This is a genomic window from Prevotella dentalis DSM 3688 (genome assembly GCF_000242335.1).
GTDB classification, from domain to species: domain Bacteria; phylum Bacteroidota; class Bacteroidia; order Bacteroidales; family Bacteroidaceae; genus Prevotella; species Prevotella seregens.
In genome coordinates, this window is sequence record NC_019960.1 from 1 (window position 1) to 15202 (window position 15202).

Here is a 15202-nt window from a genome sequence, read left to right on the forward strand (position 1 = left end):
AGATGGCTGGCGCGATGGGTTTAAAGACATAGTAACAGAATAACAGATGGCTCGTGCGGTGAATCATGGGGTGTTGGCGCGCGGCCCGCCCCCTACATTCATACCCCGACAACCGTGGCGCAGCCATCTGTTTAATATGTTGTTCTGTCTAAAAAACAGCGCGATAGCCATCTGTTATTCTGTTACTATGTCTTTAAACCCATCGCGCCAGCCATCTGTTTAATATGTTGTTCTGTCTAAATCTCCTCGCGCGAGCCACATGTTATTCTGTTACTATGTCTTTAAAACCCTGTCTTTTTGGTCAAAACTCGGGGTATACTGTCGCCATGGCGGCACTTTTTTGTATCTTTGCAGACGAAAAGACAAACGGAATGACAGACGATTTTGACATCAGGGAGGAGCGGGTCTCCACGGCTGAAAAGGATTTTGAGAATGCCTTGCGCCCGTTGCGCTTCCAGGATTTCAACGGCCAGCAGAAGGTTGTAGAGAACCTGGAGATCTTCGTCGAGGCCGCCAAGTATCGCGGCGAGCCCCTCGACCACACGCTGCTCTACGGTCCTCCGGGCCTCGGCAAGACCACTTTGAGCAACATCATCGCCAATGAGCTGGGCGTAGGGTTCAAGATTACCAGCGGTCCTGTGCTCGACAAGCCCGGCGACCTGGCAGGCATACTCACCTCGCTGGAGCCCAACGACGTGCTCTTCATCGACGAGATACACCGCCTGCAGCCCGTGGTCGAGGAGTATCTCTACTCGGCCATGGAGGATTATCGCATCGACATCATGATCGACAAGGGCCCCTCGGCCCGCTCCATCCAGATAGACCTCAACCCTTTCACCCTTGTGGGGGCCACCACGCGCTCGGGCATGCTCACGGCTCCGCTGCGTGCCCGCTTCGGCATCAACATGCACCTGGAGTACTACGACCCCGAGACGCTCCGCCGCATCATCCGCCGTTCGGCCATGTTGCTCAAAGTGCCCATCGACGCCGATGCCGCCGCCGAGATAGCGCGTCGCAGCCGTGGCACGCCCCGTATCGCCAACGGACTGCTACGCCGCGTGCGCGACTTTGCCCAGGTGAAGGGCAACGGCACCATCACCACCGACATCGCGCAGCTCTCGCTCTCGGCGCTCAACATCGACGAGTACGGCCTCGACGAGACCGACAACAAGATTCTGCTCACCATCATCGACAAGTTCAGGGGCGGTCCGGTGGGTGTGTCGACCATCGCCACGGCCATCGGCGAGGACAGCGGTACGGTGGAGGAGGTGTACGAACCCTTTCTCATCATGGAGGGATTCATTAAACGCACGCCCCGCGGCCGTATGGCCACGCGGCTGGCCTACGAGCATCTGGGGCGCAACCCCTACGAGAGCGACATCATGCAGACCTCCCTCTTCTGATGTTTGACGGCTGGCGCGGTGTTTTTTAGACAGAACTACATATTCAACAGATGGCTCGCGCGGTGGGTTTAAAGACATAGTAACAGAATAACAAGTGGCTGCGCGAGGATGGTTTAGACATAACAACATATTCAACAGATGGCTGGCGCGGTGAATCATGGGGTATTGGCGTGCGGCCCGGCCCCTACATTCATACCCCGACAATCATGGCGCAGCTATATGTTGAATATGTAGTTATGTCTAAAAAACAGCGCGCGAGCCGCATGTTATTCTGTTACTATGTCTTTAAACCCACCGCGCGAGCCATCTGTTGAATATGTAGTTCTGTCTAAAAAACACCGTAAACGCGTTGTGTCTACGCCGCAAACGCCGCGCGATTACGGTGTGTTCATGACGCGACAAGGCCGTAGTCGCACAGCGACTACGGCCTTGTCGTGATGCGGGGACGAGGCGGTGGCGTTATCGTGCCCCGATCTCGCGCAGCAGACGGTCGGCATGTCCCCGGCGGTCCATCATGCAGAGCACGTGGCGGATGTCCACTTTGAAAGCGTGTTTAGTGTCTGAAATGCCGGCCGATGACGGGCAGGGAGGCCAGGGGGAAGTCGCGCCTGACGGCGTAGCCCACGAAGATGGCCACCAAAACAGTGTTCACAGCCAGGGCCGAGAGCATGCCGAGCCGGGCGTTGGCGGCCGTCATGCCGGCAAAGAGCACGAGAGCCAGCAGCACGTAGGCCATGATTTGGCGCACGGGATAGTTGATGGGGTAGTAGCGTTGGCCCACGAAGTAGCTCAGCAGCATGGCTGTGCCGTAGCCCGCAAAGCCGCCCCAGGCACAGGCCATGTAGCTGTACTGGGGCACGAAGACCACGTTCACCGCAATGAGCACCAGGCAGCCCGCACCGCTGAACCAGGCTCCCCAGATGGTGCGGTCGGTGAGCTTGTACCAGAACGAGAGGTTGAAGTACACGCCCATCATGATTTCGGCCGCCATGCAGATGGGCACCACGCGCAGCCCGGCCCAGTAGTCGTGGTTGCGAATGATGTAGCGCAGCACGTCCATATAGCCCACCACGAGCAGGAAGGCCAGCAGCGTGAAGATGATAAAGTACTTCATCGCCTTGGCGTAAGTCTCCCGATTGTCCTTGTCTTTGGCCTTGCCGAAGACGAAAGGCTCGTAGGCATAGCGGAAAGCCTGGGTAATCATGGCCATAATCATGGCTATCTTCACCGTGGCGCCATAGATGCTCAGCTCGGCTCGGGCGTCGGCTCCGCGGTAGAGAAAGGGGAAGACAATCTTGTCGAACGTCTGGTTCAGGATGCCCGCAATGCCCAGAATGAGCAGCGGCCAGGCGTAGCGCAGCATGCGGCGCAGCAGCCGGGCGTCGAAACGGTAGGGCACTTCGGTGAGCTCGCGCCAGAACATGAGCGTCACCAAGCCCGTGCAGACGAGGTTGATGTAGAACACCATGCCCACGTCGAGCGTGAAGTGCTCGTCGTAGAGCCCAAAGGGGTTGAGGTGGAGCCGGGGCAGGATGAAGAGGTAGGTGATGTTGAGCACCACGTTGAGCAGGATGTTGGCCAGCTGGATACAGGCAAACTTGACGGGCCGCTTCTTGTAGCGCAGGTAGGCGAAAGGGATGCACTTGAAAGCGTCGACGGCCACGCAGACAAACATCACGGCCACCCAGTCGGGGTGGTCGGCGTAGCCCATGAACGAAGCAATGGGCCCCAGGAAGCCCAACACCAGCAGGATGAACAGCAGCGACGTAGAGCCCACGGCGAGAAGTGTCGTGGTATAGACGGTCTGCGGGTTCTCCTCGGTCTTGTTGGCATAGCGGAAGAAAGTGGTTTCCATGCCGTAGGTGAGCACCACCAGCAGCAGGGCCGTGTAGGCGTAGACGTTGGTCACCACGCCATACTGCCCGCCCGACGCCGCCCACGCCGCTGTCTGGATGGGCACGAGCAGGTAGTTGATGAACCGCCCGGCTATCGAACTGATGCCGTAGATGGCGGTGTCTTTGAGCAATGATTTTAAATTTGCCATGAATATCGCGTTGCTTTATACTTTGATTTCTTCCTATAACAGCTTGTTCTTTTTCCTATAACAGCCTGTTCTTTCTTCCTATGATGGCCTATCCCCTCCTATAACAGCCTGTCATCTCCTATTCTCCTGCCTACCCTCCAAAGAACACATACGCCACCATAATGGCTGCCACCACCCCCGCAAGGTCGGCCAGCAGACCGCAGGCCACGGCATGGCGCGTGAACTTCACGCCTACACTGCCAAAGTAGACGGCCAATATATAAAAGGTGGTGTCGGTGGAACCCTGGAAGATGCAGCTCAGCCGCCCCACGAACGAGTCCGCGCCGTAGGTCTTCATGGCCTCGAGCATCAGGCCGCGGGCCCCGCTACCCGAGAGGGGCTTCATGAAAGCCGTGGGCAGCGCCCCCACAAAGTCGGTGTTGAGGCCGCATGCCCGCACGCCCCAGGCTATACTGTCGGTGAGCAGCTGCATGGCCCCCGAGGCGCGGAACACGCCCACGGCCACGAGGATGGCCACCAGATAAGGAATGATGCGCACGGCCGTGGTGAAGCCCTCCTTGGCTCCCTCGATGAAGGCGTCGTAGACATTGATGCGCCGCAACAGGCCCGCCACGATGAAAAGCACGATGATGCCCAGCAGGATGAGGTTGCCAGCCACCGACGTTGCTTGCCCCATGGTGTCCTTGTCCATCCGCCCGAAGCCCCATATCACCACGCCCACGAACCCCACGAGCCCCGCCATCACGGCCAGCAGGGCCGGTTGCAGCAGGTTGATGCGCTGCCACAGCGAGGTGATGATGATGCCGGCCAGCGTGGCCATGGTGGTGGCCAGCAGGATGGGGATGAACACATCGGTGGGCGTGGCGGCGCCGTAGGAGGCGCGGAAAGCCAGGATGGTGGTGGAAATGATGGTGAGGCCCGAGGTGTTGAGCACCAGGAACATAATCATTGGATTGGTTGCCGTGTCCTTGTGCGCATTGAGTTCCTGCATCTGCGACATGGCCTTGAGGCCCGTAGGAGTGGCTGCATTGTCGAGTCCGAGCATGTTGGACGCGATGTTCATGAAGATGCTGCCCATCACGGGATGGTTGCGCGGGATGTCGGGAAACAGCTTGGTGAACACCGGACTCAGCATACGGGCCAGCACGTTGACCACGCCGGCACGCTCGCCTATCTTCATGATGCCGAGCCAAAGAGCCAGCACGCCGGTGAGGCCCAGCGAGGTCTCGAAGGCCGTCTTGGAGGAATCGAAAGTGGAGTCGACCATCTTTTGAAAGATGGCAGTGTCGCCCAGGCAAAGCTGAATGGCCCCGAAGACGAAGGCGATGACGAAGAAAGCGATCCAAATATAGTTGAGTACCATAACTGGCTGCAAAGGTACGAAAAAGCGAATAGCCCGAAAACAAAAAGCCGGTGAAGTGTTGTCGAAAAACGGAAATACGGAGGATTTTGAGACGATTTCAGCCGTAAACGCTTGCTCATTTCAGATTTATTTCTTAATTTTATGCCGACTTTAAAGAGAATACTCCTTATTTGGCATGGAAAGGCCCGGTCCCGGGCCGTCCGTAAGACCGGCAGATGAGGTACTATGAAAACATGATGCAAATACAAATGACGAAACACGGTATGAAAAAGAATAACGAGACAGGGGGAATTACGCTTCGGAAGACTTCGGGTGGCAACGACTATGTACGGGCTGCTGTCTTTATCTTCGACTTCATTTTACTGAACGTTCTCTTCCTGGGCCTTTATATTCACAGACAGGGTGCCGCCTTATTTCGATGTCTATACCCGACAGTCGCTGCTGGTGGTGAATTTCACCATGCTCATTGCCGAATACTTCTTCCATACCATCGTACAGCGGCGGCTGGTGACCGTGGCCAACATTGCCGGCAACACCTTGAAACTGGTGGGTACGCAGGTGGTGCTGATGTTTCTGATGGTTCGCTTCCTGTCGGACGGCGAGACGCTCTTCCCCTTTCTGGTGGTCTTCGGTACCACGTCTTACGTCGTTTTCATGGTCTCGCGCATCATTGAGCGTTGGGCATTAAGGTGTCTGCGCAAGATGGGGCGCAACACACAGAGCGTGCTCTTCGTGGGCCACGACCTCTCGCTGGCCCGTCTGTACCGGGATCTCACGATGACAACCTCCATGGGCTACCGCGTCAAGGGCTACTATGCTCACCACGAAATGAAGAATCCGCCGGCGGGACTGAAGTATCTGGGCACCATCGAGGACCTCAATGCACTGCTCGACCGATGGGATGCCGACCCGTTGCTGGATCCGGGGGTCAACGAGATATTCTGCAGTGTGCCCCACGAGGAAGAGAAAGAAGTGATGCGCATCGTGCGGTCGTGCGACAAGAGCGTCGTGCGTTTCTTCTATGTGCCGCGCATCTTTGAGGACTATGAGATGAACCTTTCCATGCAGCAGTTTGGCAATTACACGGTGTTCACCAACCGCGAGGAACCGCTCACCAAACCGATGAACCGGTTCATCAAGCGGACGTTTGACCTGTGTTTCAGCCTCGTGGTGTGCATCTTTCTGCTGCCTGTCATCCTCATTGTGGGGCTCATCATCAAGCTGCAGAGTCCCGGTCCCATTTTCTTCAGGCAGGGACGCACGGGCTTGGACGGCAACACCTTCGACTGCTACAAGTTCCGCTCCATGCACGTGAACAAGGATTCCGACAACGTTCAGGCCACCAAGGACGACCCGCGGAAGTTCCCTTTCGGCAACTTTATGCGCAAAACCAATATCGATGAGCTGCCCCAATTCTTCAATGTGCTCAAGGGTGACATGAGCATTGTGGGCCCACGGCCGCACATGCTGCACCACACCGAGCTCTACGGCCGGCTCATTGACAAGTACATGGTGCGCCATTTTGCCAAGCCCGGCATCACAGGCTGGGCCCAAGTGACGGGATTCCGCGGCGAGACCTCGGAGCTGTGGCAGATGGAAGAGCGCGTGCGCCGCGACATCTGGTATGTGGAGAACTGGAGTTTCTGGCTCGACATCAGGATTATCTTCAGAACCGTCAAGTCTTTCTTCGTGCACGACGAGCACGCCTACTAAGGAGCACGGCTCCTTGCCTTTCCGGCGGCTCCGGTGTTCTTGAATGCTTGGGGACGGGTTGCCCCATGCTTTTGTGTTCCCCGCAAACAGTTGTTTTGGGGATTGCCATGTTATATTTTTGTACAAATTGGCAAATAAAGATTAATTTTTCGGCTTCCGTTACTAACGATTCTTAAAATATTTCTCCTGTTTATCAGTCTATGGATAAACAGTGTACCTTTGCGCGCCAACAAGATGTAAGAGCGATCTAAGGTCTGTAATCAGACGTAATCGACAAATCAAATTTAAATCACAAAATGCGTGTAAGCAATTCTTTTCGAGTGACTCCACGGACGTGGCGTCTGTTATTGCTGTCGGTCTTTCTGCCCATAGCGTTGCAAGGCAAGGCTGTCAACATGTTCGACGAGCTTCAAAGCTCTGCCCAGTTGTCCAAGGCCACTCCTGTCGTGACACTCAGCCAGACGGCATTCGCCGCCCAGCCCGGCCAGTACAAGTTCGTAGCCCCCTCGGTGATCGTCAAGGATCCTGTAACAAATGCCGACATCACCAATCGTTTTCAAATCAATTATTTCGTAGACGGCCAGGGCCTCCAGCCCGACGGCACCACGGGAAAGACCGACAAGGACGGCAAGCAAATCACCGAGGATCCCGTGACTGGTACCACCATTACACGCCTCTACGGCAGTGTGAAGATAGGCGACAAGGCTGGTTCCGTGCGCATTGCCGTGACCGCGACTCCTGTTGCAGCCTATGCCGGGCAGTACAATGCCGGCAATGCGTACTACATCATTGCCGTTCCCAAGGTTTCACCCACCGTCTCTGTCTCGCCGAAGCCCCACATGGGCGTGGCCGTGGGACAGACCGTAGCGGCCCCGGCATTCGTCCTGACCTATACCGACGCCGAGGGACAGGTGCATGTCACCGACCCTGCAAACGCTATCACCACTTATACCATCGACGGCAACAGCTACATTGCCTATGATGCCGCCAACAAAACCATTACCGGTGTGAGTGCCGGTACGGCCACCATCCACTATACAATCGCCCCGAAGACGGAGTATGCCGCCACTTTTGATGCCGTGACGCAGGATGTGACGGTGGCAGTGGAGCAGGTGAACGGAAAGATTGCCACGCACATGGTGTTCCTCCATGCGGAGGAGACGGTGTACCGCACGCAGAATGCGGCGGAGCTCAATCAGCAGGTTCCTGTGGTCTACGATGCCTATGGCAACGATGTGACCTCGCAGTTCACCTTATTATATAAAGGTGGGCAGAGCGCCGAGAAAGTGTCGTACACCTATGTGAGGCCGTTGGAACGGGACACAAAATATTGGCTTGACTGGTTTGCCAACGACGAATATGCCAAGGCTACGAACTATTACAACCCGCAGCGAAGCTATCAGCTTAACGGCATTCCCGGCGACATCATCATGGTTTCGTCGGCCACCGCAAACAATGGCTTGTATGCAAATCCGGCCGATGCCAGCTACACCCTGCACGTGCTCAGGCGCGCCTTGCAGGTAGAAGTGACTCCTTCGCCATCCGAGACAAGGATTCCGGCCGGCTATTCCTATGTGTTCACCGACCAGTTCAAGGTGCGTGGCAAGTTCACCGACAAGGACACGAAGGAGGTAACCTACGTGGACTACGGAAATATGGACTATTTTGTGGCCTTTCCCGAGGAGGAGTCGGGCAAGGTGGAACTGACGCTGGACGGATTTCCCCACGAAGAACTGAAGACCCGCTACACCGATGACGAGGGTAAGCGGTGGATTATCTTCAAGACCACAGAGGGCTATGGCACCGACAAGGTCTGGAAAATCAAGTATCTGCAAGAGGGCTCGTTCAATGCTCATATCTTTATTGTACCTTGGAACCACGTGAGTTGGGACATTTCTGAGGACATTCCCATCACGTTTGATGTGACCAAAACCATTCCCGCCACGCTGACGGCTACGCCCGCCGAGCAGACGGTGTATGTGGGTGACCAGCCTGTTCAGCCCGTGGTCACAGCCACAAACAGCATCCTCGGCGATGTGACCCCGCACTATAATCTTACCTATACGGTGAGCGATCCCGACGGCACGGGTACTCAAGTAGATGCCCAGACCGGCGCCATCACCAAGGGCATCCGTCCCGGCAAGGTCACCGTCACCGTGACGGCAACGGGCAAAGTACCCGCGGATGGCTATGAGACCTGCTCCACTACCTATGTCATCAACGTGGTGGATGCCACGGGAAGGTTTGCCTATGAGATAGTAAAGACGGCCAGTCCGTCGGACAAGGACATGGGTAAGATGCGGATTACGGGAGCGGGCACCGTGCCCGGCGGCTACGGTATCAATGGCGTATCCGGACTGAAAATGATGTTCGGCACGAACGGCGAGGACGGATGGAGGGCCTATGAAGACAACGGACGGCTCGTGGTGGCCGACGGCCCGGTGAGCAACAAGGATGCCGACGGCTTCCCCACCAAGGGCACATACTTCACTTTGCGCCCCATAACCAACGGTTTCCTCACCATTGACGCCAATGTGGCGGCCAACAACAAGGTGGTGCTTGTAGGCAAGACCGCCGGCGGCACGCTCTATACCGAGAACTTTATGCCCGCCACGGCAGCCAGTGGAGAGCATACTTTTGAGCATCCGCTGCTGGCTGGAGGCACCTATTGCCTCTACAACGAAGGCGACGGAGCCGGCAACGAGGGACTGAGACTCCATGGACTCAACTTCCTGCCCGCTTTCATCTATCAGCGTAACGACATCACTCCCATTGAAAAGGCCACGGTCTTCATGAATGGATACGTGGGCACGCTGCCTAAACTCACCGCCGAGAGGCAGAGTACGGTCTCTTATTCCATCACCTCCAACGGCCATGCCACCGTCCAAGCCGAGAGCGGCGTGGTGACACCGGTGAGTATCGGCAGCGAGATCGTGACGGCCACTGTCAACTCGGCCACCGTCGCCGGGGTGTATCGAACGCCCGCCTACACGGTGACCGTGGGAGCCATCCCCACCTATGTCATGGCCGACGGCCAGCAGCTCTCCGTAGGCGATCGGTTGACCACCACCAACATTCCCACCCGAATGTTCATGACCGTGGGTGGATGGAAGGACGGTGTCGGCCCCTATACCAAGTTGAGCCACAATGATGACGGTACTGTGAAGAGTGTCGAATCGCTGATCGACTCGTGGAAAACCTCGAAAGAGGATCTCGTGGGCTACCCGCTCGACGGCTTCCGTTACCAGACACAAGGCACGCAGAACGCCACCGATGAGGACGTTGTGGGCTATGCCACAGACGCTGATGCCACTCATACGTTTGTCAATCTGCCCTGTCGAGGCGCCTACTTGCGCTTTGAGCCCGAAGAAAGCGGTACGCTCATGGTCTATGTGCTTCAGAATGGAGCCTGCGACTACGACGAGGACGAGACGGCAGGAGCCTCTTCTTCCTTGGCTTTGAAGTATCGACCGCTGTTCATTACCGATGAAACGGGCAGAAATGAAGACCTCGACAACAACTGGACTGCCGTGGGCGGACTGGCTGAGGATGCCGGAAATCCTAACGTAAGCCATAGGGGACGATACACCGAGGGGTACTATCGGTGCCGGATGAACGATGCCGCCATCGCCGGATTGACCGGTCAGACGGGTGACTTGGCATTCTTCTGGGACTCGAAGTTCTCGAACACCGCCGACTGTGCGGCCCTTACTGCGGGGTGGAAAGGCAAGAATGCTGGTACCACCGAGGAGGTTATCCGCCTGAGTAATGGCGGCTACACGCTCGTGAGCAAGGCCTACGTGCGCTATGCCCTCCATGTGAAAGCCGGCAAAAGCTACTATGTTTTCCAGAACGGATCGAAGTTGGGCTTCTGTGGTTTCGCCTTTATTCCCACCAATTATGTCTATGATGCCGGCAACACGACGGGTATTTACACCACTAATCCCGGGCATGTGACGCTGAACGACGGCGTTGCAGCCTATGCCGCCCCGGCTGCTGACCGCGAGAATGTCAACGTGACGCTGGTCGGTCGCTCGCTGGCCGCCAACACATGGGCCCCCATTTGTCTGCCGTTTGCGGTGAGCGACACAAAGTTCAGGGAGACTTTCGGCAACGATGCACGGATCATCACCTTCAATAACATAGACAAGAGCGATGCCGAAAACATGGTCATCAACTTCGACCAGCACGTCTATCACATGATTGTTGCCGGGCAACCCTATTTCATCCGGCCCACTAAGGACATCAGTGAGCTGAAGTTCGAGCATGTTTCTTTAGAGAGCGATGTTGCCGCCCCGACTGAAGGCATGAGTTCCGAAGGCATCACTTTCCGTGGAACTTTCGCTAAGGGAACCGTGCCCAACTACTCCTACTACCTCTCCACGGCCGGCTTGCTGAAGCGACTTGTCAAGGATGGAGGCGCCTCTATCAAGGGATTCCGCTCATATTTGAGCAACGAGCTTGGCTCTCCCATCCATGCCAGGGCGATGGTGTGGCGTGATGTGGACGGCGATGACAGTGGGTCGCTGACCGATGAAGCCACTGGCATAGAGGATGTGATCGGCAGTTCGGCCGCTCCGGCCTCCGCCGTCGGCATCTATAACCTGCAGGGACAGCGGGTGGCCGGCCATGACAGGCCGCTCGGCAGCTTGCCCAAGGGCATTTATATTGTAGACGGCCGCAAGGTCATTGTGAAGTAATCTGACAAACGGAAAGAAACATAAAGAAGATGAAAAGAAGATATATTGTTCCTGAAACAACCCCCATTATCGTCAATGCAGAGCCTTACTTGGCTGCCGGATCCCCGAATACGATGACTACGGACAAGGAAACGGGTCTTACCAATACGGGTGAAGAGGCGGTGCCCCAGTATGGCGGCGACGGCGATGGCAGTGACATGGGAGCCAAACGCTGGTCCACTTGCAGCTGGGATGACTGAAGGACGAGCTGCCGGTATCCAATGACAGCCGCATGTCCTCATGAAAAAATCGGGGAAGCCGCCGTATGGCGGCTTCCCCGATTGACGTTGTAAAGGGGGAAAAGATTCGTGGCAAGAGGGCTCAGCGACGGCGAACGGGATGCCGTTTGGCACCGGCTGTCCCAAACACCAAGTGGCAGGCATCGATGGTGAAAGCCACGTTAAGGTTGCCTGGATCGACTGTATTCACGCCGAGATAGTACTGCGTGTAGGTGTTTCCGTCGGTACCGGCCATGATAGCCTGCACGTCTGCTGTGCCGTTGTTGCAGTTGGTGACGTAGACGGTGACCTTGGCCCCGTTCATTGCAGCCAGCCATGTGGCCCATTCGCCCTGCGTACCGTTGTGGCTGCAGGCGGCGTAGCCGTTGCCCCAGCCATAGTTGTCGGAGCGCAATACGGCATACTCTGTGGCGTTGTCGCTGCTACGCAGCACCACAACAAAGTTGTTCCAGTTGCCTTTTAGGCTGCTATAGTTGGTGAAAGAGAAAGCATAGGTCTCACCTGCGGGCACTTGCACGTTGTCGGTATGGGCCGACCACCATGCCGACGAGTTGTCCTCGGCGCCCAAAATGGCTGGTGTGGGGGTGGCGGCAGTCATTTTCGACTCGGCCACGGTCACGTCCACCGTGGCTGTTTTGCCGTTTTTGGTGGTGACAGTCACGGCGTGCGTGCCGGGTGTGGCGGGCACGGGCGAGAACGAGAGCTTGGCATTGTTCACTACGCTACTGGTTCCATTGCCGTAGGTGGCGGTCACTTCCAGCCCCGTGGGGTCGAAAGTCAGTGTGCGGTCCTGGTCGCTGGTGGCCGGCGAGTCGTAATAATAGTAGTGGGTGCGGGTGGGATTCTGCGTCACTTTGATGGACTGAATCTTGGCCACGACGTTGAATTTTGCATTGGTCACAATGGGCGTGGCGGCGTTTTCACCCTTGAAAGTCTTGTTGTAGATGGCCACAAGGTTCTTCTCTCCCAGGTCGGTGATGTCGGGAATAGCCGAGAAATAGAGTTCCGATGCCGGTATGGTCTTGGTCACTCCTTCCTCGTAAGTCACCACGGCTGACACGTTGGCCATAGCATCTGCGAGCGTAGTGCCTTGGTCTACTTCGTCGGGAACGTTCTGCAGCAACATCGACACCGGAGCCTTGTCCTGGGCCGAGGTGAGGCCGCCCACGGGTACGACGTTCGTCTGCAGGAAGTCGATGTGCGAGCCTTCCACGCAGATGAAGCAGCGAATGTTCGTGTTGGCGGCATCGGCATTGAGGTTGGGCAGCTTGTAGGGCTGGGTATAAGTCTTGGTTACAGCCCCGTTTGTCATCTTGACGACGAACGAATCAGTGCGCGAACGGTCTACGGTGAGCGTCACTTTGCCGCCGAGTTTCTGTACGTTGGCATCCTTGTTGTTGGCATCTGGCGAGAGCAACAGCGTGCTGTTGGTGTACTTGAAGTAAAGGTATTTGCCCCACTGCGAGTTGTATTTGGCCGAGTCGCCCGTGGCGTCGAAGCGTATGGCACCGTACTCGCTGTAGTCGGTGGCCCCGCGTTCGGCATCGTTGGTCACGATGAGGGCAAAGTTCTTGTAGTACGTGTCGTCGTTGGGATTGATGCTTAGATTGAACACTGCGTTCCACTTGGTTCCGTCGGGCACAACGTAGTACTTGGAGAAACTTTGCCACCAGCCCGAAGTAAAGTCGGCGGCGCCGAAGGAATACACATCCTCCTGCATGCCGACGAGCGGTTCTTCAACGTTTTGTTTCGACTTGTTGATGGAGTCTATCTTCTGGGAAATCCAGTCGGGGGCGTTCACGTTGTACAGGTCGCCGCCCTCGCAACCCGTCAGAGCCAGCAGCCCGAGGGCCGCTGTACCGAGGACGGATGCTATATGATGGAGATGTCTCATATCTGTATCTTGCTAATCTAAAGATGTTATATAATAAGGTGTAAGTTGCCGTCTACTTGCCGAGGCTGACCACGGGGCGCACCGTCCAGCCGTTCTGCTGGAAGTAGGCTGCGTTGTCTGTGCTCTCGTTGGCCGAGTTGCCCTTGAGGTTGGGATTCTTGTTGGTGAGTGTCTGGACGATGGGCAGGAACTCGTGGCCCTGCACATAGGTGTCGTATGAGCACTTCAACTCGGAATCATTGGCAATGTCGGCATAGCTGACGGGCTCTTTGGCCTGACGCAGCGAGCGGCGGAAAGTGCCGTGTTCCTTGAGTTGCTGCAGCCGGTCGGCACTGTAGAAGAATCCCCAGCGGATGAGGTCGAAGCCGCGGCCGAACTCACATCCGAACTCCTTGGGCCGCTCCACGTTGGCAATCTGCTCGAACAACTTGTCGGCTGTGGGGAAGTCGGCCAGCTTCAGGTCGGCCAGTCCGGCCCGGCGGCGCACCTCGTTGATCCAGTCGATGGCCTGTTGGGTGGGGCCGTTGATTTCGTTCTCGCACTCTGCGGCACGTAGCAACACGTCTGCATAGCGCATCATGCGTAGGTTGATACCGTCGTGCAGACCGGTGACCACCTTGTCGTAGAGCCCGGTGCGCAGGTTGGTAAACTTGGCGATGGGCAGTCCGCCGTTGGAGTTGTTGGTCACCACGGTGTCTGTTGCAGTCATGGCTTGTCCGTAGCCCATGTTGCCATACTCAAAACCTTCCCAGTCGGCCTCGTAGGTTCCGATGGTCCAATAGAGGCGCGGGTCGAGCTTGCCGGCCGTGGTCCGCTCCTGCTTGAAGAGCTGGTAGAGCCAGGGCGAGGCAGAGATGTCGGCCCAGCCGCCGTAACGGCCCGGGGCGAAGTTACTCTCGATGGCCGACCCCTGCGTGGCATTGGGACTGGTGTTGACGGGTGTCCACTCGTCGTCGGTGCCCTGAGCGTCCTTGTCGAGGAACTGCACCTCGAAGAGACTCTCGTCGTTGTTCTCGTATTGCGGGCCCTCTCGGAAGTTGTCACCGTAGTTGGCCATGAGCTTGTAGGAGCCGTATTTCTTGCCGATGATGTCCTTGAGCACGGCCAGCGCCTCGCTGTACTTGTGGCGCTGCATGAGCGTGCGGGCATAATAGCCGGCGGCGGCACCGCTCGTGGCGCGCCCCTTGGCCCACTCGCCGCCCTCGGTTCGGGCGGGCAGAAGCGTCATGGCTTCCTGGAAATCCTTCTCCACTTGGTCGAGCACTTCGTCGTAAGTGTTGTTCTTTCCATACAGCCCGTCGAGGGTGGAATAGCTGGCATAGTCGGTGATAAGCGGCGGGTTCTGGTAGTAGCCCGCGAGGTTGTAGTAGGCCAGGGCGCGGAGGAAGAGCACCTGACCCTTGATGCGCTTCATGTCCTGCGAGAGTGTGGCATTGTTGGTGCCGCAACGTGAGATGGCAAAGTTGCACACGTTGATGGTGTAGTACCACTCTCGCCAGGGCCACCACGTGATGTCACTGGTGACTGCCGCATTGAGGTCGTCGAACGGAAGGTACCACACCTGCGAGGAGTTCCAGGCCTCGTCGCCGCGGCACACGTCGATGGTGTAGCCCACGCGGGCATAGGAACCCTCCATGCGAATGTGGTTGTAAGCGGCCACAACGCTCTCCTCCAGGTCGTTGGCGTTGAAGCCGAAAGTACCCGTGGTCTGCTGGTTGGGGTTTACCAGTTCCAGCTTGTCATTGCACGATGTCAGCGTGCCGAGGCCCATCAGCAGGGCAAGGGATATATGAGATAGTTTCATATC

Annotated in this window: 8 protein-coding genes; 4 read left to right on the forward strand and 4 right to left on the reverse strand. The window is 56.9% G+C overall.

Annotated features, from left to right (window positions below; translation table 11 throughout):
• Positions 1-371 precede the first annotated feature (371 nt).
• On the forward strand, positions 372-1403 hold the full coding sequence (gene ruvB, locus PREDE_RS00020; RefSeq protein ID WP_015298304.1) for a Holliday junction branch migration DNA helicase RuvB: 1032 nt from the start codon (positions 372-374) through the stop codon (positions 1401-1403).
• Between the two features lie 553 nt (positions 1404-1956).
• Here the strand turns inward: ruvB and PREDE_RS00025 are convergent.
• Positions 1957-3447, reverse strand: coding sequence for an oligosaccharide flippase family protein (locus PREDE_RS00025; protein WP_005845550.1), 1491 nt, complete (start codon positions 3445-3447; stop codon positions 1957-1959).
• Between the two features lie 130 nt (positions 3448-3577).
• Entirely contained in the window at positions 3578-4810 is a 1233-nt protein-coding gene (locus tag PREDE_RS00030) for a nucleoside recognition domain-containing protein (RefSeq protein WP_005845552.1), read from the reverse strand.
• Positions 4811-5212: 402 nt separating this feature from the next.
• Here PREDE_RS00030 and PREDE_RS00035 point away from each other — a divergent pair, with 402 nt between their 5' ends.
• The 3 genes from PREDE_RS00035 to PREDE_RS00045 all read left to right on the forward strand — a co-directional run bounded on the left by PREDE_RS00035 (position 5213) and on the right by PREDE_RS00045 (position 11462).
• A complete protein-coding gene (locus PREDE_RS00035) occupies positions 5213-6523 on the forward strand; it encodes an undecaprenyl-phosphate glucose phosphotransferase (RefSeq protein ID WP_005845554.1) in 1311 nt (436 codons plus the stop codon).
• A gap of 296 nt (positions 6524-6819) precedes the next feature.
• Positions 6820-11223 carry a hypothetical protein gene (locus PREDE_RS00040; RefSeq protein WP_015298306.1) on the forward strand — a complete coding sequence of 1468 codons (4404 nt, stop codon included), beginning with the start codon at positions 6820-6822 and terminating at the stop codon, positions 11221-11223.
• A gap of 29 nt (positions 11224-11252) precedes the next feature.
• Positions 11253-11462 carry a hypothetical protein gene (locus PREDE_RS00045; RefSeq protein WP_005845560.1) on the forward strand — a complete coding sequence of 70 codons (210 nt, stop codon included), beginning with the start codon at positions 11253-11255 and terminating at the stop codon, positions 11460-11462.
• 121 nt (positions 11463-11583) lie between these two features.
• Here PREDE_RS00045 and PREDE_RS00050 read toward each other — a convergent pair whose 3' ends face one another.
• The gene (locus PREDE_RS00050) at positions 11584-13395 is read right to left on the reverse strand and encodes a bacterial Ig-like domain-containing protein (protein ID WP_005845562.1); all 1812 of its coding nucleotides are present in this window, start codon (positions 13393-13395) and stop codon (positions 11584-11586) included.
• A gap of 52 nt (positions 13396-13447) precedes the next feature.
• Complete coding sequence (locus PREDE_RS00055; RefSeq protein ID WP_005845564.1) at positions 13448-15199, reverse strand: RagB/SusD family nutrient uptake outer membrane protein; 1752 nt, start codon at positions 15197-15199, stop codon at positions 13448-13450.
• Between the last annotated feature and the right edge of the window lie 3 nt (positions 15200-15202).